This is a genomic window from Pseudomonas sp. s4 (genome assembly GCF_046764235.1).
GTDB lineage: Bacteria > Pseudomonadota > Gammaproteobacteria > Pseudomonadales > Pseudomonadaceae > Aquipseudomonas > Aquipseudomonas asiatica.
Genome location: NZ_CP177209.1, coordinates 6,260,958 through 6,286,643, shown reverse-complemented (window position 1 = coordinate 6,286,643; position 25,686 = coordinate 6,260,958). Strand labels below are relative to the sequence as shown.

Annotated in this window: 20 protein-coding genes; 10 read left to right on the top strand and 10 right to left on the bottom strand. The window is 57.0% G+C overall.

What is annotated here, in order from left to right; genetic code table 11:
- Positions 1 to 51: 51 nt before the first annotated feature.
- Together ACK56M_RS29095 and ACK56M_RS29090 are read right to left on the bottom strand one after the other, a co-directional pair.
- Positions 52 to 903, bottom strand: a complete 852-nt coding sequence (locus tag ACK56M_RS29095) for a glycine betaine ABC transporter substrate-binding protein (RefSeq protein WP_411959189.1) — start codon at positions 901 to 903, stop codon at positions 52 to 54.
- A 126-nt stretch (positions 904 to 1,029) separates the two neighbouring features.
- Positions 1,030 to 1,722 carry a GntR family transcriptional regulator gene (locus ACK56M_RS29090; RefSeq protein WP_145184595.1) on the bottom strand — a complete coding sequence of 231 codons (693 nt, stop codon included), beginning with the start codon at positions 1,720 to 1,722 and terminating at the stop codon, positions 1,030 to 1,032.
- Between the two features lie 339 nt (positions 1,723 to 2,061).
- Between ACK56M_RS29090 and ACK56M_RS29085 the strand changes: the two genes are divergently transcribed.
- The 9 genes from ACK56M_RS29085 (at position 2,062) to tnpC (ending at position 11,168) form a co-directional block, all read left to right on the top strand.
- The gene (locus ACK56M_RS29085) at positions 2,062 to 2,784 is read left to right on the top strand and encodes a GntR family transcriptional regulator (RefSeq protein ID WP_015268383.1); all 723 of its coding nucleotides are present in this window, start codon (positions 2,062 to 2,064) and stop codon (positions 2,782 to 2,784) included.
- Positions 2,785 to 2,878: 94 nt separating this feature from the next.
- The gene (locus ACK56M_RS29080; protein WP_289331932.1) at positions 2,879 to 4,198 is read left to right on the top strand and encodes an NAD(P)/FAD-dependent oxidoreductase; all 1,320 of its coding nucleotides are present in this window, start codon (positions 2,879 to 2,881) and stop codon (positions 4,196 to 4,198) included.
- Positions 4,199 to 4,382: 184 nt separating this feature from the next.
- On the top strand, positions 4,383 to 5,711 hold the full coding sequence (locus ACK56M_RS29075) for an MFS transporter (RefSeq protein ID WP_015268381.1): 1,329 nt from the start codon (positions 4,383 to 4,385) through the stop codon (positions 5,709 to 5,711).
- 71 nt (positions 5,712 to 5,782) lie between these two features.
- A complete protein-coding gene (locus ACK56M_RS29070; RefSeq protein WP_405047036.1) occupies positions 5,783 to 6,676 on the top strand; it encodes a dihydrodipicolinate synthase family protein in 894 nt (297 codons plus the stop codon).
- 12 nt (positions 6,677 to 6,688) lie between these two features.
- Positions 6,689 to 8,179, top strand: coding sequence for an aldehyde dehydrogenase (locus ACK56M_RS29065; RefSeq protein WP_411959188.1), 1,491 nt, complete (start codon positions 6,689 to 6,691; stop codon positions 8,177 to 8,179).
- A gap of 218 nt (positions 8,180 to 8,397) precedes the next feature.
- On the top strand, positions 8,398 to 8,832 hold the full coding sequence (locus tag ACK56M_RS29060) for a hypothetical protein (RefSeq protein WP_411959187.1): 435 nt from the start codon (positions 8,398 to 8,400) through the stop codon (positions 8,830 to 8,832).
- Positions 8,833 to 8,906: 74 nt separating this feature from the next.
- Entirely contained in the window at positions 8,907 to 9,239 is a 333-nt protein-coding gene (gene tnpA, locus ACK56M_RS29055; protein WP_009684096.1) for an IS66-like element accessory protein TnpA, read from the top strand.
- On the top strand, positions 9,236 to 9,571 hold the full coding sequence (gene tnpB / locus ACK56M_RS29050) for an IS66 family insertion sequence element accessory protein TnpB (RefSeq protein ID WP_009684097.1): 336 nt from the start codon (positions 9,236 to 9,238) through the stop codon (positions 9,569 to 9,571). The genes tnpA and tnpB overlap by 4 nt, the downstream gene beginning before the upstream one ends.
- Before the next feature lie 61 nt (positions 9,572 to 9,632).
- Positions 9,633 to 11,168: an IS66 family transposase gene (gene tnpC, locus ACK56M_RS29045; RefSeq protein ID WP_009684098.1), complete on the top strand. Its 1,536-nt coding sequence runs from the start codon at positions 9,633 to 9,635 to the stop codon at positions 11,166 to 11,168.
- Positions 11,169 to 11,201: 33 nt separating this feature from the next.
- On the opposite strand, the gene ACK56M_RS29040 is transcribed toward tnpC, so the two are convergent.
- From ACK56M_RS29040 to ACK56M_RS29030, 3 genes are all read right to left on the bottom strand, one after another.
- Positions 11,202 to 11,735 carry an NUDIX hydrolase gene (locus ACK56M_RS29040; RefSeq protein WP_009684099.1) on the bottom strand — a complete coding sequence of 178 codons (534 nt, stop codon included), beginning with the start codon at positions 11,733 to 11,735 and terminating at the stop codon, positions 11,202 to 11,204.
- A 92-nt stretch (positions 11,736 to 11,827) separates the two neighbouring features.
- Positions 11,828 to 12,679 carry a universal stress protein gene (locus tag ACK56M_RS29035; protein ID WP_012316922.1) on the bottom strand — a complete coding sequence of 284 codons (852 nt, stop codon included), beginning with the start codon at positions 12,677 to 12,679 and terminating at the stop codon, positions 11,828 to 11,830.
- 11 nt (positions 12,680 to 12,690) lie between these two features.
- Complete coding sequence (locus ACK56M_RS29030; RefSeq protein WP_009684101.1) at positions 12,691 to 14,178, bottom strand: SulP family inorganic anion transporter; 1,488 nt, start codon at positions 14,176 to 14,178, stop codon at positions 12,691 to 12,693.
- A 444-nt stretch (positions 14,179 to 14,622) separates the two neighbouring features.
- Here ACK56M_RS29030 and ACK56M_RS29025 point away from each other — a divergent pair, with 444 nt between their 5' ends.
- Positions 14,623 to 15,948 (top strand): 2Fe-2S iron-sulfur cluster-binding protein, encoded by a 1,326-nt coding sequence (locus ACK56M_RS29025; protein WP_411959186.1) that lies wholly within the window; start codon positions 14,623 to 14,625, stop codon positions 15,946 to 15,948.
- Positions 15,949 to 15,972: 24 nt separating this feature from the next.
- On the opposite strand, the gene ACK56M_RS29020 is transcribed toward ACK56M_RS29025, so the two are convergent.
- From ACK56M_RS29020 to ACK56M_RS29000, 5 genes are all read right to left on the bottom strand, one after another.
- Positions 15,973 to 16,776: a LuxR C-terminal-related transcriptional regulator gene (locus ACK56M_RS29020; RefSeq protein WP_405047042.1), complete on the bottom strand. Its 804-nt coding sequence runs from the start codon at positions 16,774 to 16,776 to the stop codon at positions 15,973 to 15,975.
- 84 nt (positions 16,777 to 16,860) lie between these two features.
- Complete coding sequence (eutH, locus tag ACK56M_RS29015; RefSeq protein WP_411959185.1) at positions 16,861 to 18,093, bottom strand: ethanolamine utilization protein EutH; 1,233 nt, start codon at positions 18,091 to 18,093, stop codon at positions 16,861 to 16,863.
- Positions 18,094 to 18,190: 97 nt separating this feature from the next.
- Complete coding sequence (locus tag ACK56M_RS29010; RefSeq protein ID WP_015272379.1) at positions 18,191 to 18,955, bottom strand: SDR family NAD(P)-dependent oxidoreductase; 765 nt, start codon at positions 18,953 to 18,955, stop codon at positions 18,191 to 18,193.
- A 374-nt stretch (positions 18,956 to 19,329) separates the two neighbouring features.
- Positions 19,330 to 22,332 (bottom strand): TrlF family AAA-like ATPase, encoded by a 3,003-nt coding sequence (locus ACK56M_RS29005; RefSeq protein ID WP_411959184.1) that lies wholly within the window; start codon positions 22,330 to 22,332, stop codon positions 19,330 to 19,332.
- A gap of 842 nt (positions 22,333 to 23,174) precedes the next feature.
- Positions 23,175 to 25,670, bottom strand: a complete 2,496-nt coding sequence (locus tag ACK56M_RS29000) for a S8 family peptidase (RefSeq protein WP_411959183.1) — start codon at positions 25,668 to 25,670, stop codon at positions 23,175 to 23,177.
- Positions 25,671 to 25,686: the final 16 nt, after the last annotated feature.

The window sequence follows — 25,686 nt, the reverse complement described above, 5'->3', positions numbered from 1 at the left end:
TCTGGTGTGTTCTTGTTTCAAGTTCGGCAGTGGCAAGGTGAAACGCAGCTGTCAGTATTTTTTGATGTTTTCCCAGCGCTTGAGCAGATCAGCATGACTGTCGGTCCATTCGTTCACGGCTTGGTCCATTGTCTTGCCATCGTTCACTGCGCTGTTGATCGCACTTATGTCCGCCAGGGGTACATAAACGCTGGCGATGACCTCGCGGGCCTGGGGGTTCTCCGCTGAGAAGCCTTTCTGACCAATCCAGTAGTAGCCTTGCGCTGGAGCGAACACGCCTTTCGGATCTTTCAGGAACTTGGTGTCGTATTTGAGGGCCATCCAGGTCGGCTCCCAGAGTGTGACGGCCACCCATTCCTTGCGGTCGACTGCGGACTTCAGCGCCGCCGTCATGGCTGCGGTGCTGCCTTCGAGCAGGTTGAGTTTCAGGTCATAAGCCTTGACCGCTTTGGCGGCATCACTCATCAAGCCCGACCCGGGTTCAATCCCGACGATCTTGTTGCCGAACTTGTCAGCGTTTTCGTTGAGCTGCTCAATCGAGTCGATTGGCACGTACTTTGGCACCGCGATCGCCTGGTACAGTCCGTGAGAAACCGGTGAGATCTTTTCCAGGCGGCTCTTGTTACGGTTCCAGAAATCCTGGGCCACGTAGTCGATCTGCGAGGCGAGGATCTGCACGTCACCTTTGCTCAGGGCCGCATACGCGATGCCCCACTCCGAGAACGAAGTCACCTTGACGGTATAGCCGGCGTCCTCCAGGACTTTCTTGGTGATCCCGGTGATGGGCGTGAGGTCTTCCCAGGAAAGGGTGCCCATGTTGATGACCTTTTCGTCGGCATGGGCCTGACACAGCCCTAGACCAATCATTGCGATTGCGCACAGTGCCTTGCGGATACGATTCATGTTGAACTCCTGCATTGTGGTGGCTGGGCGTTAAGCCCTGTTTTTGTTGAAATTCACCTGCGTGCATCCCTGGTCGGTCATCGTCCGTCCATGGCGGGTACTGCAAAACTGTCCTACGAGCGCGTGTCAGCCGCTGTTGATATCGCGTGCAACGTCTTCAACCAGGCTTTGCGGGGCGATAAACATCTGCATGTTGCAGCGCGAAAGCTCCCAGTGTTCGAACACCAAATCGACTACGGCACCTTCGTCATGCCGGCTGAAAGCTTCAATGAAGCTGTCGTGGTGCTCGACGGCCAAGCACAGGTGGCGCTCCATGTCGCTATTGCGTGGGCGGAAGAAGGTGTGGCCGATACGTGCGTGGTCGATTAACAGGCGACCAAGACTGGGTTCGAGATAAGGGTTGCCAGACATCTCGCCCATGATCTCGTGGAAGCGGTTGTTCTCAACGACCATCGCCCGAGGGTCGCGAATTTGGCTCGCCGTGCGAAAGCGCTCCTGGGTGGCATGCAGGTCGCGCAGTTGAGCGGGCTTGTAGTTTTGAACAGCAAGTCGGCCGATAGCGGCATAAACCATGGGCGCCACAAGGAAAAAGTTACGCAAGGTGTTGTGGTTCATCGGTGCCACTCGGGCGCCACGATGTTCCTGTATGTCCAGATAGCCTTCACCCGCCAGGCGGCGAAACACCTCTCGGACAGGTGTACGCGATAGCCCATATCGTTCGCTTAGCCCCAACTCGTCCAGCAATTGGTCGGGGCTGAGCTCCATGGTCAGAATCTGGCCTTTCAGATCCTCGTACAGCTCATTTTTGCCGCCTCTCATGGAACCCCCCACCGTTCACCAAAACCCGGAGCGATCACTGTTTGATTCAGACTGGCATGGGTTCCGAGCCCCGTCAACGCGATTGTATTCTTTGTGTATACCAAGATAATTTCGAAAGAATACCGCGAGCCCAGTGGCCATCAGCCTTTGCGGCGGTTGCGCTGGGCGCCGCTATGGTCGTGGGTTGGCATGATATTGTCGCGGACAGAAATGTGAGATTCGAGCCATCGTGATCACGCTGTACCGATGGTCGAAAAACCAGTAGACACATTGTCTAACGAACCCTATATTCATTATACAAATTGTAGACACAACAATATGACAACCAAGAAAGCCGCCATGAAAGCAACCGCTGAGGCTCATCCACTGATCGGTGAGGTGCCGCTGGACCGCAAGGGCGTCCTTGCTGATGCCTTGCGTCGGCGCATCCTGAGCATGGAGCTGGCACCTGGCGCGGTGGTCGATGAGCTGGCCTTGTGTGAGGAGTTCGGCCTGTCCCGCCCGCCGGTTCGCGAGCTGCTGAGACAGATCGCTGCTGAGGGCTACATAGAATTGGAGGCTAATCGAGCACCTCGCGTGGCTGCGATGAACCACGATTCTTTGCATAGCTTTTTCTTGGCTGCGCCGTTGATCTACATAGCGACCACTCAGTTGGCGGCTACACATGCAACGACGCGTGAGATCGAGGGCCTTAAGGCCATTCAGGCGATGTTCCGTCAGGCCATTGAACAGCGTGATGTAGAAAACCGTGTGCTCTACAACGATGCCTTCCATCTGGAGATCGGCCGGATGGCGCATAACGACTACTTGTTGCCCAGCCTGCGGCGCCTTCTGATCGACCACACAAGGCTGGGCAAGATCTTCTATCGACATCCGACCACTGATGATATGCAGCGCGACCTAGAGCTCGCCTGCCAGCAGCACGATCAAATGATCGAGGCCATCGAGCGTCGAGATCCTGAAACTGCCGGACAGCTTGTGCGCGAGCACTTCGAGTTGTCCCGTCGCCGCATGGCCGAATACGCGGCGCCCCAAGGGATGGAAGTGGCACTGGCCTTATGAAGTAATGCTCACCGCGCGCCAACACCCGGCAGGATGCCGGGTTTGGCGAGGCGTGATGAGGAACAGACGCTAACAACAATATCTGGTTCCTGAAATGACAAAGATCACCTCGTTGCCCGCCGACGACACCACGTGTGGTTGGTACCACCTGAGCAAAGGACGGCAGATCAAAGCTCCGCACCACGGGCACACCGCCGCACGTTGGGTTGTGGTCGGCGCTGGCTTTACCGGGTTAGCCGCTGCACGCCAGCTGGCGTTGAATTTTCCGGATGACCAGGTCGTGCTCATCGAAGCTCAGGAAGTGGGGTTCGGTTCGTCGGGACGCAATGCTGGTTTTGCCATCGACCTGCCTCATGACATCGGCGCCGACGATTACATTGGTGACATCGCCATCGCCAGAACCACGCTGAAGCTCAATCTCAGCGGACAGTCATTCCTCAAGGAACTGGTTGAACGTTATCAGATCGATTGCCAGATGAAGCATTGCGGCAAGTACCAAGCTGCCGTAGAGCCACGTGGCATTGCCGTCCTGGATGCCTACCGGCGCGGTTTGGACAAGCTCGATCAGCCTTACGAGATGATTGACGCCGATCAGCTTCCAGAGCATATCGGCACCCACTTCTACCGCAAGGCCCTGTTCACTCCGGGTACTTCTCTTATTCAGCCCTCGGCCTTGGTCAAAGGGTTGGCAGATAATCTGCCGCCGAATGTCACGCTGTATGAGCAGACTCCGATCACCGAAATCGAGTACGGCACAAAGACTGTGCTCAAGCATGCCAATGGCTCGATCACGGCTGACAAGCTGGTGCTCACTACCAACGCTTTCGGTATGAGTTTCGGCTTCCTCAAAGGCCGCATGTTGCCGGTATTCACTTATGCCAGCCTGACCCGTCCGATGAACGAAGAGGAGCAGGCGAGGCTAGGCGGCAAGCCATACTGGGGCGTCATTCCCGCTGATCCATTCGGCACCACTGTGCGTCGCACGCCAGACAACCGTTTGTTGATCCGTAACAGTTTCAGTTTCAACCCTGACGGCCGTGCCAATCGCAAATACCTCGAACGCTTCGTGGTTCGTCATCGTGACGCCTTCGAACGTCGATTCCCGATGCTGCCAGATATGCCCTTCGAATACACCTGGGGCGGTGCACTGGCAATGTCGCGCAACCACATGGGGTATTTTGGAGAGTTAGCGCCTAATGTTTACGGTGCCCTTTGCTGCAATGGCTTGGGTGTTACTCGTGGCACCGCGACCGGCAAACTTTTGGCTGACTGGCTAGCCGGTGAGAAGAACGAACTGATCGATTTTGTTCGCCAAGCACCAGGACCGTGCGCGAACCCACCGGCGCCCTTGGTGTCGCTGGGTTTGAACCTGAATCTGAAATGGGGACAGTACCGCGCCGGAAAAGAAAGCTGAGTTAATTCAAGACGCTATAACTTATTGATATTTGCCGGGCAGTAATTTGCCAGGCCTGCGGTTTCTATTGCGTGCTGTTTAGGGTCGAAGCGCACTTCGACGAGACGGAGCTGAATAGGTTTTCAGCTTCGCGGATCCGTTCGCCCTTGAACAGGCAGCACTTTGGTCGTGGCAGGAGAAAATAATGACAAATTCCAATGTATCAATCGAAGACGTACCTATTAATCGTTTTCATCAGTTTCTGACGGTACGCTCTGGCGGCGGATCATTTGTTGACGGCTATGTGCTTAGCATCGTTGGCGTGGCCATGGCGCAGATGTCCGCCGGGCTTGGCCTGTCCAGCTTCTGGCAGGGCATGATCGCGGCCTCGGCGCTGATCGGCATTTTTTTCGGTGGCTTCTTCGGCGGCTGGTTGACTGATCGCTTCGGTCGCAAACGCGTTTTCTTCGTCGGCCCGACTCTGTTCGTTCTGTCCTCAGTCGCGCAGTTCTGGGTGGAGTCAGCGCTTGCGCTGTTCTTGCTGCGTTTTGCCATTGGCATCGCGGTCGGCATTGAATATCCGGTGGCCACTTCGCTGCTGGTCGAGTTCCTGCCCAAGAAGAATCGGGGGCCTCGCCTGGCCACCCTTACTGTGCTGTGGTTCGCAGGCGCAGCTGTGGCCTACATGGTTGGGGAAGCGATTCTTCATCACGGTGGCGATGATGCCTGGCGCATGGTCCTGGCCAGTGCAGCAGTAGTCGGTAGCGTGTTGTTCATGTTGCGCCTTGGTACGCCTGAGTCGCCACGCTGGCTTATCAGCAAGGGCCGCAGCGCCGAGGCCGAGCAGATTATCAAGCGTGTATATGGCAATGATTTCTCTCTGCGCAATCTGCCAGAAGAGCCTAAAACGCGAAAACTGTCGTTCCTCAGCCTGCTGCACTCCGGCTATGGCAAACGCATGTTGTTCGTCACCATGTTCTGGACCTGCTCGGTTATTCCGGTGTTTGCCGTCTATGCCTTCGCCCCAAAGGTTCTGGGCGCGCTCAACCTCAAAGGTGAGTGGGCGTCGATCGGCTCTGTCGCCATCACCTGTCTATTCGTAGTCGGCTGCATCATTGCTACACGCCTGATCAACGGGCTTGGCCGGCGTACCACGCTGCTGCACAGCTTCCTGTGGTCGGGGCTGGCGTTGCTGGGCCTGGGCGCATTCAGTAGCGGTTCGGAAATGCTGATTTTGGCCTTGTTCGGCGCCTATGCACTGTTTATCGGCGGTGCCCAAGTGTTGCAGCTTGTTTACCCCAACGAACTCTTCCCTACCGAAATTCGCGCTGGTGCGGTGGGTGTGGGCACCTCTATGTCGCGGGTCGGCGCTGCGGTCGGAACCTGGTTGGTCCCGATTGCCCTCGATACCTACGGAATCGGCGCAACCATGTACGCCGCCGCAGCAGTGACTTTCGTCGGCCTGGCGTTCTCCTTCGCGCTGGCGCCCGAAACCCGATCAATGAATCTGCAACAGGCCGCCTCGCTCGCCTGACCTGAAACACAGCCGTCGCGGCGCGTTGCGTCGCGGCTTTCACTACCAAATGTATCCTTGGAGAATCTACCGTGAAATTTGAAGGCATCTACACCCCGGCAATCACTCCACTGGCAGCGGACGGCTCGATCGACAAAGCGGCCTTCGCCGAGGTGCTCGAGTACTTGGTCGACTCGAAGATTCACGGCGTGATCATCGGCGGCTCGACCGGTGAATACTATGCCCACACCACTCAAGAACGCATCGAACTGGCTGCCCAAGCCAAGGATGTGCTCAATGGTCGCTTGCCGCTGATCGTTGGTACCGGTGGCATTCGCACCGAAGACGCTGTGGCTTTCGCCCAGCACGCCAAGGAAATCAAGGCCGATGCGCTGCTGGTCGGTACCCCGCCGTACGCGTTGCCGACCCAGCAGGAAATCGCCCTGCACGTCAAAGCAGTCGACGCTGCCGCCGGCCTGCCAATCATGCTTTACAACTACCCAGGCCGCATGAGCGTGAGCATGGGTGAAGAGTTTTTTGACGCCGTGGCCGATGTGAAGAACATCGTCGCCATCAAGGAAAGCTCCGGTGACATGGCCCAATTGCATCGCCTGGCCATCAAGCGCCCGAACATCCAGCTTTCGTGCGGCTGGGACGACCAGGCCCTGGAGTTCTTCGCCTGGGGCGCCAAGAGCTGGGTTTGCGCCGGCTCGAACTTCATTCCACGTGAGCACGTGGCGCTGTTTGAGGCCTGCGTGATCGAGAAGAACTTCGACAAAGGCCGCAAGATCATGGCAGCCATGATGCCGCTGATGGACTTCCTCGAAGGTGGCAAGTTTGTACAGGCCATCAAGAACGGTGTCGCTCTGAACGGTCTGAAGACCGGCGGCGTACGCAAGCCGCTGTACGACCTGGACGAGGCTGAAAAGCAGGAACTCAAGCGTGTGGTCACCGAACTGAAAGCCACCATCGCCCAGATCAAATAAGGAGACTGGAACATGGCTGAATTGCTGAGCAAGGCACAATACGCGGCCATCGCTGCCGACCTGCAACTGCGCACCAAGGCGTTCATCGACGGTGAGTTCCGCGATGCCATTTCCGGCCGCACGTTTGTCACCACCAACCCGGCCACCGGCAAGCAACTGGCAGAAGTCGCCGCCTGCGACGTCAACGATGTCAACGTCGCCGTGGCTGCGGCCAAGCGCGTGTTCGAAGAGGGCACCTGGTCGAAGATGCAGCCGAACGACCGCAAGCATGTGCTGCAGAAGTTCGCCCAATTGCTGGAAGACAACGCCCACGAATTGGCGGTGCTTGAAGCGCTGGACAGCGGCAAGCCGGTCAGCGAATGCCAGACCGTAGACGTGCCGGAAACGATTCACACCATCCGCTGGCATGCCGAGCTGATCGACAAGATTTACGACGCCACTGCCCCAACCGGCAACGCTGCCGTAACCATGGTCGTGCGCGAAGCCATCGGCGTGGTCGGCCTGGTGCTGCCTTGGAACTTCCCGCTGCTGATGCTGGCTTGGAAGATCGCTCCGTCGCTGGCCGCCGGTTGCTCGATCGTGGTCAAACCGGCCAAGGAAACCACCCTCAGCGCCCTGCGCGTGGCCGAGTTGGCCCACGAGGCTGGCATTCCTGCAGGCGTGTTCAACCTGGTGCCTGGGGGTGGCCGTGAAGTGGGCGAAGCCATCGGCCGCCACATGGACATCCCGATGGTCAGCTTCACCGGTTCCACCGACACCGGTCGCCTGTTCCTGAAATACGCCGCCGAGTCCAACCTCAAGCGCATCGTCCTGGAGCTGGGTGGCAAGAACCCGGCGGTGGTCATGAACGACTGCGAAGACCTCGACGAAGTGGCCCAGTACGTTACCGCCGGTGCGTTCTGGAACATGGGCGAAAACTGCTCGGCCTCGTCGCGCCTGATCGTACACAAGGACGTGAAAGACGAACTGCTGGGCCTGATCGCCAAGCACCTGAAGGACTGGAAGCTGGGCGATCCGCTCGACCCGGACAACCGTCTGGGCGCCATGGTGAGCAAGTCGCACTTCGAGAAGGTGAAGTCGTACCTGGAATACGCGGGCGAGCAGAAACTCAGCATCGTTCAGGGCGGCGAAACCGAGGAAGGCGTGTTCGTGCAACCGACCATCGTCGACAACGTTGGCCGCGACAACAAGTTGTTCGTCGAGGAAATCTTTGGCCCGGTGCTGAGCGTGACCAGCTTCGAGACCATCGATGAGGCGATTGAGCTGGCCAACGATACCGTCTACGGCCTGGCCGCTTCGGCCTACACCGGCAGCCTGCGCAATGCGCTGCGCCTGTCGCGTGAAATCCGTGCGGGCGTGGTCACGGTTAACTGTTTCGGCGAAGGGGATGTGACTACGCCGTTCGGTGGTTACAAGGAGTCTGGCTTCGGTGGGCGGGACAAGTCCATCTGGGCCCATGATCAGTACACGGAGCTGAAGACCATTTGGATTAACGCTTCGTGACTGGTGGGACGCGGGTGATTCAATCGCCTGCGTCCTGATACCGCGCTGTTCTGACGGAGTTCGGTGCGGACCCGGCCACTGCCCCTCCGGGCAGTGGCTTTTTTGCATCCGTGGCGAGCGACCGGGTGATCGGCATTGCATGCATCGAACAATTCATCCCCGTCAGGTCACGCTGGGCTTCAAGTGATTCCTACGAATTTGTGAAGAGGGCATGTCAGATGGCTCACGTCGTTTCGCTGTTCCGCTATCCAATAAAGGGCTTCGAAGGTGAAAGGCTGGACTGTGTCCCGCTGGAATACGGGAAAGGTTTTCCAGGCGACCGTGCGGTAGCCATTACACGAAGTGGAACGGCGGCTGGCGCCGCCACGTATCAGCAGCTCACGACTAATCCTGCGCTTGTCCATTTTTTGCCTGGCAAAAGCCTGGGCGCAGCGACGCTCCATGAAAGGCAGCCGGTGCCTCGTGGAGATTTGCTGACAGAGCCAGAACTACTGGCCGAGTTTTTTGGTGTGCAAGCACGCGTTGTTCATCGAAACGACTGTCTCGGCCACTGGGATTTTGACGACTCGGCACTTTCCATTATCAATGTGAGGACAGTAGAGGCGCTGTCTACGCTAGTGGGCGGTAACCGTCCGGCCAACTCACCTTCCTGACCCCGACGCCAAAGGCGATGGTGTCCACCTAATTTAAGTGGACACCATTTCTAGCCTTTTAAGCGGGTCTTTCCATGCAGTCACAACGCCGTTCCTATTCAAAATCCTTCAAGGCCCAAGTTGTCCAAGAGTGCGCCCAGCCCGGCGCATCGATTGCCAGCGTCGCGCAGAAGCACAGCCTTAACGCGAACCTCGTACATAAATGGATTAGGGTACTCACGAACAAAACTATGGCGCTGCAACCTGCTTTCATTCCAGTGCCCTTGCCGCTAGCCGGAGGACATTCGCAGGCAGCTTCATCAAGTATCTGCATTGAAATCCAGCACCCGCGTGGCACCGTCAAAGTGAACTGGCCGACCGAAAGCGCTGTCGCCTGTGCCACCTTTCTGCGAGACCTGTTGGAATGATTCGGATCGATGCCATCTGGCTTGCCACCGAGCCTATGGACATGCGCGCCGGTACCGAGACCGCGCTGGCCAGGGTGATCGCGGTGTTCGGTGTGGCGAAGCCGCACTGCGCATACCTCTTCGCTAATCGCCGTGCCAACCGAATGAAAGTCTTGGTGCATGACGGTGTGGGCATTTGGCTGGCAGCGCGACGATTGAACCAAGGCAAGTTTCATTGGCCCGGCATCCGTCACGGATCGGAAGTCGAACTCGATAACGAGCAACTTCAAGCCTTGGTACTGGGTTTGCCGTGGCAGCGGGTCGGCGCAGGCAGCGCGATCACAGTGCTTTAGCCCCTGCCATTAGCCCATCGGTTTATCGCTGTTGACGACCTGCTCTGACACAATCAGCGGCATGACTTCCTCGCCCAATCTCGACCAGATGACACCGGAACAGCTGCGCGGCTTGGCCGAACAGGCTATGCAGTTGCTGTCCCAGGTCGACTCCATGAGCCAGAAAATCCAACGCCTCGAAACGGTCAACGAGCAACTGGCTCATGAAATCGCCATCCTCAAGCGACACAAGTTCGCCAAGCGCAGCGAGCAACTGAGCCCCGACCAAGGCAGTCTGCTTGATGATCTGCTCGATACCGATATCGCAGCTATCGAAGCCGAGCTGAAGGCAGCCAATCCGCCGGCCGCACCGGCCGAGCCACGTCATAAGCCCAAGCGTGCACCACTGCCGCCGCAGTTTCCGCGAACCGTGATCCGTCACGAACCAGAGAATACTCAGTGCGTGTGCGGCTGCCAGCTTCAGCGAATCGGCGAAGACGTCAGCGAGAAGCTCGATTACACTCCGGGCGTGTTCACAGTTGAGCGGCATGTGCGTGGAAAATGGACGTGCCGTCAGTGTGAAACACTGATCCAGGCGCCTGTACCGGCCCAAGTGATCGACAAGGGCATCCCGACCGCAGGCCTTTTGGCCCACGTGATGGTGGCGAAGTTCGCCGACCATTTACCGCTGTACCGGCAGGAGAAGATTTTTGGTCGGGCCGGACTGCCCATCGCCCGTTCGACACTGGCGCAATGGATCGGACAGACCGGTGTGCAGCTCCAGCCTCTGGTCGATGCGCTGCGTGAGCATGTGTTGGCCCAGGGCGTGATCCACGCCGATGAGACCCCGGTTCAGATGCTCGCACCAGGCGAAAAGAAAACCCACCGCGCTTACGTGTGGGCCTATAGCACCACGCCTTTCTCGGCCCTAAAGGCCGTGGTCTACGACTTCAGCCCCAGCCGTGCCGGCGAACATGCGCGTAACTTCCTGGGCACGTGGAACGGTAAGCTGGTCTGCGATGACTTCGCCGGCTACAAGGCCAGCTTCGAGCTGGGCATCACCGAAATCGGCTGCATGGCCCATGCACGCCGCAAATTCTTCGACCTGCATGCAGCCAATAAAAGCCAGTTGGCGGAGCAGGCGCTTCACTCGATTGGCGGGTTGTATGAAGTCGAGCGACACGCCAAGGAAATGAGCGACGAAGCCCGCTGGCGATTACGTCAGGAAACAGCGGTGCCCATCGCTGAAAAACTGCATGAGTGGATGTTGGCCCAACGCGAACTTGTGCCCGAGGGTTCGGCCACGGCCAAGGCCCTGGATTACAGCCTTAAACGCTGGGTAGCGCTGACGCGCTACCTGGAAGATGGTGCTGTGCCCATCGACAATAACCAGATCGAGAATTTGATCCGGCCGTGGGCGCTTGGGCGCTCGAACTGGTTATTTGCCGGGTCGCTGCGCAGTGGAAAAAGGGCGGCGGCAATCATGAGCCTGATCCAGTCGGCGCGTATGAATGGGCACGATCCGTATGCCTATCTCAAGGATGTACTGATGCGGCTTCCGACACAGCGGGCGAGCGAAATCACGCAATTACTCCCGCAGCATTGGATGCTTGCCTGAGGCAGGCTAAGTGGACTTCGCCAAATAGTCAGCTCAAAGGCTGATTGGCATCAACAATTCGGAAGCGACTTTTCTCAGCATGTAGGTTTCGCGCAGAATTGACTGCCCCATCGAAGACTCGTGACGCTGCATGACGGCTTCATTGTGTGCGATGGCTTCATGCAGGTTGATCCAGACAGGCCGCATACCATTAGCGATTTCGTGGCTTTCCATTCTCACCGGCTCTAGCTGGGGCGCTACTTCGCATTGATAAAAATGCGAGGTCATGTGCATCAGATCGTACTGTGGCTTTTGGTAGGGCCGGTACTCCTCGATGTAACCGTAGTGCTGGAGCACCTGTATTTCACGAGCACCAGTCTCTTCCTCAAGCTCACGCTTCAGGCCTGCGACAATGTCCTCGTCACCATCAAGGCCGCCTCCAGGAAAGCTGAAATCGTTATAGCGCTCGGTGAACAGCAACAGGATCTGTTCACCCCGCATCACGATGCCGCGAGCTGCATGTCGACGGAATACTCTGCCCTGCTTGGATTTCAGCTCGGGGTGAACAATTTCAGTTATGAGTTGCATGTGGTCTCGTAGCGGCAAGATCAGTTAGTCATCGTCCAGGGTGGCCACGGTATTTCCTCAGTTCTGGAAATACTGTGGCCAGTGGAACTGGCTCAGCGAAGCAGCAATAAGGGTACAGTGGATGTACGCAGCATCGTCGTGGTCGTGCTGCCTATCAGAAACTGCCTGATGCGTGAGTGCCCGTACGCCCCCATGACCAAGAGGTCAATGCCGTGCTCTGCCTGATACGCATGCAGTGTGGACTCTACTTCGCCTGGGCGGATCTCGGAATGCACCAGCGAGCCGGAAGACGCAAGCGTGGTTCGTGCCTTCTCCAGCGCGTTCTGGTTGTCTTCAGAATCCGTTCCAACCATGACGATATGAATTGGCAGGCCTTCGCACAGCGGGCTTGAAGCAAGCATCTGTAAGGTCTTGTGGCCTGTTGCGCTGCCGTCAAATGCCACCATGACCGTTTCAGGTTTCCTGAAATGGCTGGTTGTAATCAGGGTGGGGCGGTGGATAGTTCGGACTATCGCTTCAATCTGGCTGCCAAGACTTTGGGCACTGCGCGTGCTGTCCTCACCGACTCTTCCAATCACCAGTAACCGAATATCGTCTTGGAGATCGCTCAGGCTCTCGACGAGATGGCCATGGCGCTGCTTCATATCAGGTGACATGGCGCCAGAGTGAACTGTTCGCTCGCGAGCTTTTTCAAGCATGTGCTGCCCATGCTCCAACGCCAGTTTTGCCCGCTGCGCATCCAGCATGGCCAACTCTTCCAGCAGATGTTCTCTGCTACCGAGACCGATATTGCCGCTGAGGTCAGCGGATGCAGGATATTTCTCCTTATCCAGCACATGAAGCAAGGTCAGGGGAGCGCTGAGTCGTTGCGAGGCCCATGCTGCGTAATCGCAGACCGCCAATGAGGATTGTGAGTTATCAATGCATGCCATTACGCGGGTCATTGTCGTTCTCCTTAGTGGCTCATGAGCTTGTCGATGGCACCGGGTTTGTCATGCACGCCGAAGCGGTCAACGATTGTCGCGCTGGCTTCATTGAGACCGAGCACTTCAACCTCAGCGCCTTCGCGTCGGAACTTGATCACGACCTTATCCAGCGCTGCGACGGCGGTGATATCCCAGAAATGCGCCTGTGTGAGATCGATGGTGACCTTGTTGAGCGCCTCCTTGAAGTCAAAAACCTCAGTGAACTTGTCCGCAGAGCTAAAGAACACCTGGCCCACGACGCGGTAAGTCCGATGCGATTTCGTCTCTTCAAGAGTGCTCTTGATATCCAGGTAGTGCCCGACCTTGTTTGCGAAGAACAGGGAGGCCAGCAGCACACCTACCAGTACGCCGTAAGCCAGATTGTGAGTGGCCACGACGACCACGACGGTCGCCACCATGACGAGGTTGGTCGACAGCGGATGCTCTTTCAGATTACGCAAGGAATCCCAGCTAAAGGTGCCGATGGACACCATGATCATCACAGCCACGAGTGCCGCCATAGGGATTTTGGAGAGCCACTCGCCAAGAAATACCACCATCAGCAGCAGGAAAACGCCGGCACACAATGTCGAGAGACGGGTGCGGCCACCAGATTTCACGTTGATGATCGACTGGCCGATCATGGCGCAACCTGCCATGCCGCCAAGCATGCCGGCAGCGATGTTGGCCACACCCTGGCCTTTGCACTCGCGGTTTTTGTTGCTGGTGGTGTCGGTAAGGTCGTCGACGATGGTCGCGGTCATCATTGATTCGAGTAGACCCACTACTGCCAACGCAGCCGAGTACGGGAAAATGATGCGCAGGGTTTCAAAATTCAGCGGAACTTCAGGCCAGAGGAAGATCGGGAGCGTATCAGGCAGTTGGCCCATGTCACCGACGGTGCGGATATCCAAACCGAGGTAAATGGCGATGGCAGTCAGCGTCAGAATGCACACCAATGGAGAGGGAATCACCTTGCCGATTTTCGGTACATACGGGAACAGGTAGATGATTCCCAGGCCCGCAGCGGTCATGGCATAGACATGCCAGGTGACATTGGTCAGCTCAGGCAATTGCGCCATAAAAATCAGAATCGCTAATGCGTTTACGAAGCCGGTGACTACCGAGCGTGAAACAAAGCGCATCAACGAGCCGAGCTTCAGGTAGCCGGCAAGGATTTGAAGTACGCCACATAGTAGCGTCGCGGCCAGCAGGTACTGGAGTCCATGCTCTTTTACCAGCGTAACCATCAGCAGTGCCATGGCGCCTGTCGCCGCCGAGATCATTCCGGGGCGCCCGCCGACAAAGGCGATGACAGCACAGATACAGAAGGAGGCGTAGAGACCGACTTTGGGATCTACCCCGGCGATGATGGAAAAGGCGATGGCTTCCGGGATCAGCGCGAGTGCGACCACCAGCCCCGCGAGCACGTCGGCACGGACGTTGGAAAACCACGTTTGTCTAAGTTTTTGCAGCATATAAATATCCAAGGCAAAGCATCGCGCACGCCAAGGGAGTGGCGAGCGAATCGATACAAATTCAAATTTTGAGGATTTTTTGCTGTGTGCTTAAGGTGTAAAACCAGGCGTACAGCAGTGAGCACCCGCGAGCGAGGCTAGCGGAAGCAGGTTGTTGCGAGGGGGCGTAGCGCTAAGGCGGCGTAGGCTGCCAGTAGATCGTTTGGAGTACAGTCATGCTGATGTTCCTGTAGCTCAAGGGGTATGCGGAGCCGAAGTATACAATGAAGCCATCGTCGATTGCGACCCGCTGGCAGGCTCTGCATGACCTACGTCAGATACAGGCTTATTCAATGGGTATACCTGCGGGCAAGGCTTTGTTTTCCACCCGTTCTTGTCCGAGCTGGTCTGTGTGCTGAGGGGTGAGTTGGCCAGACGGTTACAGTGGGCGTACCGATCGACCCCATGCGTTTTCGAGGCAATATCTATATCGATGCAGAGCCATTTTCGGAATTCGAGTGGCTTGGCAAAGGTGTAGATTTTGGTCAGTCCCGTCTCTCGATTATCCGGCCAATCAAGCGTTGCCGAGCGACGTCGGTAAACCCGCAGACGGGCGAATTGGACATCAACATCCCCGCCCAACTGAACCGACATTTCGGTCACATGTATTGCGGCGTCTATGCACAGGTCGAGAAAGCAGGATCGCTGCAACCTGGCGACAGAATTTCAAGCACGCAGGCGCATTACGGCGAAAGGCTGGCAATTGCAGCCAAGGTTCCAAGAGCACCTGCGTTGACTACCTGGCCGCGTCCTGCAGAAGTCGTTGAGATTGTTGAGGAAGCTCCGGGTATTCGCTCGGTATGGCTACGAGATCCTCTAGCCATGCTCGGCTCGCTAGACAGCTTTGTGGCTGGGCAGCATGTCGCAGTTCACCATCTGACAACAGATGGCACGTGGCGCCGCTATACCGTGTCTGGCATCGAGGATGATCGGCTACGCATCACGGTGAAGCAGGGGAGTGGTGCCGGCTCCCAAGCCATTCATGCATTGGAAACAGGACAGCGCCTGCATCTGACCGGACCTTCCGGCCCAGATTCGTTCAACCTGGACGCTCCAGCTAATCTCTTTCTTACAGCGGGGATAGGCATAACCCCGACGATCACAAAGCTCACAGCACTTGTGCAAGCACATTACCCGCATCCTGTACGGGTCGTGCACGCCGTCAAATGCAGCGACGACTTAGCGCTGTGGGATGAGGTCACTAAGCTGGTAGGGCAGCTAAGCCAAGGTGCTATCGCTCTGCATGTGACCGAGGGGAACAGTGAAATTGAAGGCGCGATCAACTACAGGCCGGATATATCCGCGTTAATCACCGACGCTGCCGAGCGTGGCGCTGCCATCCATGTTTGCGGGCCCGAAGGCTTTCAGGGCCAGATAAAGAACAGCGTGGTTCAAGCGGACGCTGTGGATCGGCTGCACATGGACAGCTTCGCGACTCCTGACAGTCCAGTGGAAATGCGCAAAATTCCCGAATGTGGGCCATTCCAGGTCACGTTCAGCAGGTCAGGTGTCACTGCATCATGGCAACCCACAGATGGAACCCTCCTTAGCTTCGCAGAAGCCAAGGGGCTGGTATTACCTGCCCATTGTCGTGCTGGCATATGCCAAACCTGTGAGTGCGCCGTATTGGACGGGAGAATTATTCCCCTGATTGATGCCGGTAGCGCTAAACCCGGGTATGCGCTCATGTGCGCGTCCGTACCGGGGACTGATATCACCGTTGATTGCTGAATCAGAGATCAAGCACCAGCGAGGTTAACTGTTTTTGATAAGATAATTGATAAACAAACGAAATAATTCGGCATTCCCCGCAATGCCCAAGCGCTGCCAGATATTATGCCGGTGCACTTTCACCGTACCTTCTGAAATCCGAAGCTCGCGAGAGATTGACTGGCTGCTGTGGCCCTGCAGGATAAGTTTGGCCACGAGGCGCTGGGTTTCGGTCAACTGGCCCTGGAGGATATCAACAAAGGCGTCCTCCAACTGGCTGTCCGATTCCTGCGGATCTGCCAAGTCCTGTGAGTGAGCCAGCTTCAGGTGCTGGCTGAATATCGCGTCAACCAGGGGCGTTAGTTCCGCCAGCGACTGTACTTCTCTGGCCTCGAACGCGCCCTTTTCGAGGCCACGCATCAGCGAGTACACCAGTGCAGTACGTGGGCGTATCGGGACAATGAAGCCCATTTCCTCAATCAAGCTACCGTGATGCGTCGAGACGCATGGGTGGATATCATGAGAGATGGCAAATCCGGAGGCGAAGAAGCTGTCTGGGGCCAACTCGCTCATGCGCCAAAGGCCAGAGGGATGGTTGTTGGTACAGGCGACGTAGAACGGGTCGAGCAGATAGCCGCCGCGCAGGTAGGCTTTCAGGGTACGTTCGGATACCCGCTGATTGTAGCCGTCATGAATGAGCAGCGCGGGCTGGTTGAAGCGAAACAGGTAGGCGCAGCTCATGTCGAAATCAACCACGCCCTTGAGCGCAGTGTCGAGGGCCGGGCCCAGTGCTTCGCTGCCGATGCTGTGAATGACCGCGCCCAGGCGGTTGGCGTCGTCGCTGTTCATTGCGGTTGCCCATGCGGTGTGGAAGAGGGCGCGAATGCCGCCCGGCTGTGCAAGCCCGAACGGCATTGAACGATGCCTGGACTGTCAGTGCAACGGTGCACTGGCGGGCAGCAGCTCGGCCTCCTCTTCCTGACGGCCCAGCTCCAGTGCTTTGGGTACCGCCAGCCAGTAGGCCAACAGCATGCCCAACAGGCCACCGGCGAGTTTGCCAATGATCAGCGGTCCGATCAGCGTGGGCTGGAAGTTGGCCGAATAGGCCAGGTGATCGCCAAAGGTGAAGGCGGCACACACGGCAAAGGCAATCACTAGCACCTTGTCCTTCGGTGGCATGTCGGCCACCAGGCGGAACATCGCCAGGATATTGGCCGAAGCGGCGAGGATGCCAGCTGCCCCCACCGGCGACAGGCCTAGCTTCGAGGCCACCTTCTCGATCGGCCGCGACAGGAAGCGCTTGATCAGGTAGACCATCGGGAACGCACCGCAGAGCATGATGCCCACGTAGCCGGCGATCTCCAGGGCGCGGAACTGGTCGGCCTTGTCGGCGATGATCGGCGCAAAGCCCCAGCCACCGAACAGCGAAGTGAACACACCGGTAAAGTACTCGACGATCGAGGCCACCAGCACCAGGGTCACCGCCGCATACATCAGTTGCCCGAGCTTGAGGAACAGGCTGACCATCAGGTTTGGGAAGTAGCGCAGCGCCGCCGCCAATGCCACACAGAACAGGATCAGCGGCGACAGGTTGCGCAGCAGGGTCGGCAAGGTGAAGTGCAGTGCCTGCGTCGCCGCGCCAGCCGTGGCGATGTCCGGGCGTACGCCCAGGCCCATGGCCTGCATGCCCATGGCGATGAACACGATGCTGATCGGGATACTAAGCAGCCCGGCCATGATGCCCAGTGCCATGTACTTGTGGTCGGCCTTGTTGAGCATGGCCAGGCCCACCGGGATGACGAAGATGACCGTTGAGCCGCACTGAAAGCCGGTGATCAGTCCGAGGATCCAGCCCTCGGGGCTGTGCGACAGTGCCTGGGCCAACTGATAACCACCCAGGTCCGAAGCGATGAAGATCGGCCCGGCGATGCCGGCGTCGGCACCCATGGCCAGGAACAGAGGGCCGATGACGAGGCTGATGAAGCTGGAAATGAACGGGATTGCGGCCATGATACCGGCCACCGGGATGAAGATCGGCCCGATGCTGTGCAGGCCGGCGGTGAACTCCTTGGCCAGCTCAGATTCTGCGTTGACGATCGAAGCGATCGCGCCGATCACGGCGCACACCATGATCACGTAGATGACGTAAGTGCCTATGTTTTCCATCTGCTGCCTCTGTCTTGTTGGAATTGGCTTGGGGGCAGAATTGAAGGGTGTTGCAGTTCTTGTTGTGGGTAGCCGGCAGCGCGCTGCCAACCGGGTGTTACATGGCGGTATAGGCGTTGTCGACGAACAGGTGCGAGCCACTGACGAAGCTCGACTCGTCACTGGCCAGGAACAGCGCGGCATTGGCCACTTCGCTCGGGTCGCACAGGCGCCCCTGCATGGTCTTGATCGCCTCGTCGGAAGCGTCCACGCCATAACCGCGCAGCAGGTCGAGCTCGCGGCGGCCATGGGCGGTGCCGATGAAGCCTGGGCAAATGGCGTTGCTGCGGATGTTCTGGTCGCGGTACTCCACGGCCAGGGCGCGGGCGAACATGTGACAGGCGCCTTTAGTGGTGCAATACAGCACCTCCATCGGCGTGCCGACTACGGCGGAGATCGAAGAGGTGCAGATGACGCTGCCACCGCCAGCGGCAAGCATGCCCGGCAATACGGCCTTGGTGACTAAGAACATGCTTTTGACATTGACGCTCATCAGCCGATCCCAGTCGGCTTCGCTGGTTTCCAGGAACGGCGCGGCGGCAATGATCCCCGCGTGGTTCATAAGCACGTTGATTGAGCCGAAATGCGCCTGGCCCTGAGTTACAGCACGGTGCACCTGGTCGGCCTGGGAAACGTCGGCGGCAACGAACAGCGCCTGACCGCCTTCGGCATTAATACGTGCTGCCACGGATTCGCCTTGGCTGGTCGGCAAGTCGAGGATGATTACCTTGGCGCCCTCGCCAGCGAACAGTTGTGACGCTGCCAAGCCACAACCGCCTGCGCCGCCGGTAATCAGTGCTACTTTGCCTTTCAAACGATCCATGGATTTTTTCCTCGGCTGTTATGGTTGTGCTCCCAAAACTAGAGCCGAGATTAAGTGCGGTAAATATACCTAAGGGTATAGCCAGGCATGGCCGAAAGGCCTCCCCAGAGGCAAGCATGCAAAACTCTTCGAGTTTCGGCCTCAACCTACCGCGCGCATCGCATCACGATGATTCCACTCACATACCTGATCAGCACTCCAGGTCAGGTGCCAAGGCGACATGATTTCGCTCTATGAAACCTACCGGCGATCGAGCACAGGCCCGGGAATCTCGTTGAGCAGACCGTCTCGCTCGAACGCGCAACTCTTGATTGCCGCTAATCAAGCGCGATGCCAAACGTACGTACCGATTAGCTTCGCATGCGTGACTCTGCTCACCTCCAATGCTCAGGGACGGTTGAGACCCGTAGTCGCTTGGCACGCTCCTTGAAAGCCCGCTCGCCACCTTCCAGAATTTCGCAGACATGCTGTCTGATGGTTGGGTTTTCGAGGCTGCCACTCACATAGGAAATGACCGGTAGCTGGCCAGGCCTGTGCAAGCCGCACTGGGCCACGATAATTTGGTCGGCGTCAGTGTTTACCACCAGATTGGCGTTGTGCGTCACGATGATGATCTGGCGCCGCTTCTTTGCTTCTCGGAAGCGGTGCACTAGCTCCTGGAAGATCGATTGTGGGTCTAGGTTTTCTTCCGGCTGGTCGATAATCAGAGGTCGGTCATCTTCCGCATCGATGGTGAGGTACAGCAGTAGCAGCACGATACCTCGGGTGCCGGGGGATAATTCCTCAATGCCTACACCGTCGTACTGAATGCCATATCCGACAGTTATGTGGTCGGTGCTGTATAGCCAATCAGAGATGTCGCGTGCCCAGGTCCGAAATTCGGCGTTTTCCGGTATGTGAGTTCTGAGTGCTGCCTCATTTGCTTTCACGAATTCGAACAAGGCATTGGCGGCCATCTCGGCATTCCCAGTGCTCCAAGCTGACTCCAATCCGGCGCGTGCAGACCTCAGCAGTTCGCCGCGCCCTTTGAAGGGGCCATTAGTTCGCAAGTCCAACAGCTTTTCGCCTCTGGTCGCCCATCCCGCTAGGTCTACAACTCGACGTACGGAAAACGAGAGCTTTGACAGAGAGCCGTCTGCGCCCTCAATTCGAGACTTAATAGGGGCGTAGAGATCCACCAGTTCCTTCTCTTCCTCAATGATTGCCTCGAAAATGGCTGCATATGCCGTACGGCGCGCATCGATAAGGTCCCGTATCCGCTCATCAGCTCCTTGGGCGCGATCTATCTGCTGAAGTACCTTAGCCAGTGCCGCCTCTGATTTGGTGATCTTGTCCGATAAGGTCGTGAAACGCTTCGCGTTCTGGGCATCGACCCCAACTAGCGCACGCATGCGAACAAGCTCAAGCTCCAACAATCGGAGCGGTTGAGCAGAAAGGTCCGCGTCCATCGGGATAAGCTCAATAGCCGTATCAAGGTCCGTCTCGGTCAAGGGATAAATCTCCGCTGCACCCCGCAGAGCATCAACCAATGCGCTCGCCTGCTGGATACGATTGTTCAATAGCGGGTCTACCTTGCCTACAAAGTCGAGTCTAAAGGCCTCCCAATCAGTGGCGCTTAACCCTGACTGCTCGCGATCGCTCATCAAGTCGTCGAGAAGTGCTGGCGCTTGTCGGGTGCGAAAATCTTCGACGTCGCTCTGCAACTGGCGGAGAGTTTGAAGCCTCCTCATGGCTTGCTCCACCTGCTGTCGCTTTATGTCGACCGCTAAGGAGATTTGTTCATGGCGTCTCGCCCGTTCTTCATTGCCTTTGGGGATCAGGTCGTCACGATCAGCTTTGTCCTTTTCAATACTCCGAGATCTATCGTCGCGATCTTTTTCTAGTGCCTTAAGGCCGTCCTTCCTTACACGTTCTTCGGTAAGGCTGGCGGATGCCCGGGCCAAGGCCTGCTGCTGACGTGTGCGCATTTGATGCGAGGATTCTAAGCGAAGCGCCAGGAGCTCCTTGAATGAGTCAGCGCCCTGGCGCTCGGCTAGCGGATGAGCATCGAAAATGACGCGTTCGATCTCCAAGACTAAAGCGTCATCCAAACCTTCCGCTGAACACAGTTGATCCACAAACTGTTGCGACAGGTACTGTACATAGGGACTACTCGGAAGATCTTCTTCTTCCCGACGTGTTAGATGGCTCCAAGATTTTTCGCCTGTTGCCCATTGCAGCTCGGCGTTACTGTCAGTGAGGTGCCGCCGTGCCCTGTGGATAAATGATCTTTCATTATCATGCTGGGCAAGGGCGAGCCCGCCGGCAGCAATCAGGTCCGCAAGGGCGGTTTTACCGGAGCCCCGTGCACCGATGACAGCAACCAGGCCAGCGTTCAACACAACGGCACCATTTGCAATCCACGGTGCGTTCGTGACAGACACTGATGTGATCACATGGCTGTCCAAGGCCCCGCGGGGAGGTTCCAGTCCAATGAAAACACGCTCTTCGGGTTCTATGCAGATCTGGCGGAGCGAGTCAAAAGTCAGGTCCCCTTTGATCCAGCAGCGGCGATTAGCATCTGGCATGCCCACCTTGGCTACGCAGTGCGCGTCTGATCCATGCAGGCATGGTTTGCGGCCGTTGTATTGGGTTTCGAGCACGTCAAGGGAGGCTGAATCCTTTCCGAGCCAGAATTGAATTTGCTTAGGATTAGAGCTGAAAACGATATGCGCGATGCCTTCAATATTCTTCCGCTGCGCAGCAAATGAGCCCGACGGATCTCGTAGGCCAGACGAGCCATCTTTTTCTCCGCCCGCGACTGCGATAAGGGTGTTCTTCTTGATCCAGTCGTTCTTCGTCCATGCCTGTTTGAGCTGTTCAAAGGTTACCTTGAATTGATTGGCGCCCTCGGATCGCGCTGCCTCATCGTCTACGGCCTGCGGCTTATGCATCCGGCCCAGGCGGATGAGGTCATCACGTTGACATCGATAGGTCTCTCCAAGATGAGGAAACTCAAAATCCAGAAGGAAGCGCTTAATGCGCTCGACGTGATCGGGGTCGTGTGGTGAGAACAAAAGATGGAAATTGACTGCCGACCCCTTTGAGGTCTCTATGCCCAGCCGCAACTCGACGTTGGGGAAGATCAGGCCAACACCTGGCAAGCGCCCCTGCTTCTTGAAAGCAGCGACCTGTTCGTAGCGCTCGATTCCGAAATAATCGGTGATACCCAACGCACGAATTGGCGGATCTGAAGCTTCAATCGTGTCGAGGAATTCCGTCCAAGGATCTTTCCCATGGTACTGATCGTTCAATGCTGTGCCAGGGGTATGGAGGTGTGGGTCCCAACGGTGCCACAGAGAGCCAAGGTCACTTTGGATATCAAAATCGCCAGACATGAGATTCCCTTCCATTTGCTACCATGTTGAGCAATCTATAAGAAGCCGGTTCGCCAGCCTAGTGCCACCCTCTTGGCAAACGTGGCACAAATGCCAGAAAGCACCCATCAAATCGTCTTAGTCATCAGTTTAAGCAGGAGCTGAATAGCAGACGAAGGATCACCGTGAGATCGAGGTACGGTTCGAAATAGGTATCCGCATCACAAGCCACTCGCCTACCTGCTGACCAGCCTTGGACACCTGGAAGCAGAAGCAGATGACGTTGAGGATTGACGAGGTGGCTCTGAGGGGGCTTGTCGCTGCTTGTGTCAAACTATATTGCGCGAAGCGGAATGCTTTATTCGATGAGACACCTGCTTGTGTCAAACTATGATTCATCCGCAGCGATAGGTCTCAGGGCTGAAGGCCGCGAATCACAAGGGGCTCTGTGTCAAACTATATTGTGAGCCCCCACGCGTTGGTTTCTGAGAATAAAAACTGTCGCAGAGGGAGCCGTCCTAGGCTCCCTTCGTCGCCCCGATCTTTCTATCTCCTGTTGCGCTGGCCGCACCCTGCGTTGATGCTCGTCCATGCCTTTGGAGAGGCGATGGGCTGACCAGGATGTAACGGCTTCAATCGCCTAGTTCACAGCCACACCATGATGCCTTCAACCCATGTCTTCAAAGGCTATTGGGATTACTTGTACTGAGGAAAGCAGTACGTTTCCGAAGGTGAACACTTCAGCGTGTGGGATGACCAGTTCAAGTGGACGCTCCTTGGGGGGGCCTATACATCACCCAAATCCAGTATGAGGATAGGAGGTGTATAGGACACGAGGGCGGCTCACTAATCGTCAGCTTAAATTAGACCGTGACGACGGCTCTATTCTCGATCTCAGTCGTGACCGCGTTGTACAGGTCGACTTCGGTCTGCTGGGTTTTGATGGACACGACCAGACTGTATCGGACCTTATCATCGAAGCGATTCTTCGATATCAGGGTCTTCCACCACCCTGGCGCGGGGTAAACACCCAGGATGCCTAAGCCCGCGAGGTCAGACGCTGGACCTCGCCAAACATCCGAGTGCAGAGAACCCTTGTGGCGCGCGTTCATGCCGATCAGCCAGCGGTCGTCCGCTGCGCCGGCCACGAAGGGAAGATCGTCTTCCTCATCGCGAGCCCGTTTGTTGATGCGCTGACGGAAATCGCTGACGTCCTCGTTTGGCCTGCTCACCTGGAAACGTAGCCCGTGAGACTCGTAGCGATAACGGCCTTTGAGCCCACGCTCCGCCACCCCAGGGTTTGGCTCGATGAAATAGGAAAGCGTCACACGCATTTCGACTTCGTTGTCGCCCAGGTCAATGAGCGCTGCCTTCGGCCAGGGAAGTTCGTGGAGGTGCATGTCATGGGTGGTAGGTGGCTTTGGTTTAACACGGGCAAAAGGCTTCAGTTCATCCTCGACGATGAGGGTCAAGGTGTTCGAAGCACTCCACAACGCTCGTCCAATGTCAGGCACGCCAAACCCACACGTTCGAATCAAGTTTTCGTACGATCCTTTGGTGTTACCCTTCAAGAAGTCATCCTTCATGCGCTGAGTCCATTCGGCAGAATGGACGATCAAAGCGCGCACGGTTTCCGGCCACAACTCGGGGTAAGCGGCTGATATCTGGGCGGCCATGCGAGCGGCTAGTGCTGAGGCTGCGCTTGTGGCCCAGGTGGTGGAGAACAAGCGTTCTTGGGGGCGGTGGGAGGTGGTGAGCAGTGACAGCGACGTATGGCTGAATGCACCAAACGCATCCCGAATCAGGTTCCCACCTTCGAACACCACATCAGGTTTCAGTGGCCAAGGAGTATTGAGCCAGAGCCTCGACGTCGTGCTGTAGGGGCTCAGGCTGCCGTGAGCAGCTAGCGCCGATGAGTTCGGGCTAGGCGGATCAATCCTGTCCTTAAGGGTATAGGCGCCTACGCAAAGTGCGTTCCAAGACTGGCCAGGATCGTGAATACCATCGGTGATATTGCTCGTTGGGTATTCCAGATAACCAGATTCCTTGGTGTTGCCGGCCGAGACAATCATCAAGCGGGGGGTTGCCCGTTTGCCGAGTGAGTCGGAGGTGAGCATGTCCACTGCGGAGGACCAAGCTGATGGTCGCCCTCTATCACGGTCATCGATGCTGGTGACTGCCATGCTGTAGATACGCTGCTTGTAGGGGCTGGATATTTCGGGATAGGCGACGGCCCGCAATGTCAGCGCACCATAAGGCTCGCTTGAGTCGCCTCGAGCGGCGGGTAGTACCTTCACTGATTCGACTCGATGCGAGATGTTGACTGGATTGTCGTCGTCCAAGGGCTCGGTCAAATCGCCGTACAGCGCTACCCCGGCGAGTCCTGTGCCATGTCCCTGATGATCATCGACGCCCCATTCGGCATTGACGGTATGCAGATCCGCCACATCGATATGCGCTGAAAGCAGAGGGTGGCCAGGATTCACGCCGGTATCGAGTAAGCAGATGCGTAGGTTGTCATCCGCGGCGGCGTTGGTTCGACTAGACAGGTGGGTGACCCAAGCCTGCTGCTCAAGCGGATGTAGCGCGTCGAAAAATTCAGCGGTCTCTTTCGCTCTTCGGATCTCTGCCACTTCATTGAGCAAATGAATCGAACCAACGATTGCCCTGCGTGAGGCAAGCACGTTGATGACGGTACGCTCGGGGAAAGTGAGTACGTGTTCGGACGTTTGAAGGCCAAGCACGGCTGTGACAGCCCTGAATCGTTGCTCTACCGCCGCCTGGTTCTCACGAGCCGGAAGCCAGAACTCCCACCACACAGCTTCCTGATCGTTCTCTGGCAGCATATGGGCGGCATCTGTCCACAGAGAATCGAAGGTGGCAGATCGGATTTCAGCAATGGGGTTCAGAAGCGGAGTGTTGAGGGGAATACCTTTCTTCGATTTTTCATTGAGGTATTTCGTCACCAAATTTTCGAATGCAACGAGTTTCCCATCGGGAACGAAGACTGTGGCGAAGTGCGTATCGGTGGCCTTATCGAAGCGGACGTTCAGCAACTCTATCCGTTGCTGTCCGCGGGCCAGTCCCTCGAAGACGAGGGGGAATGAAGGTTCGCTTACAAATTCAATTTGAAGACCGAGGCCATTTTCCTGGCCGTACATCCGCTGAAGCTCAACAGCTTCGTCGAGCTGCTCCTGGACGCGCTGCAGCTGCCGTCGCAGCGAGTTCCCATGAGTCTGGTTGTTCCTTTCAGGAAACCTGGGGTCTCGCTTGGCGCTGATCGTGGACTGGAACCTTTCGGATTTCCCTGTCTGTTTGAAGTGAAAGTGTCGTCGCTGTCCTGCGTTTGGTTCCGTCATCGAAAAGCTCTACCGG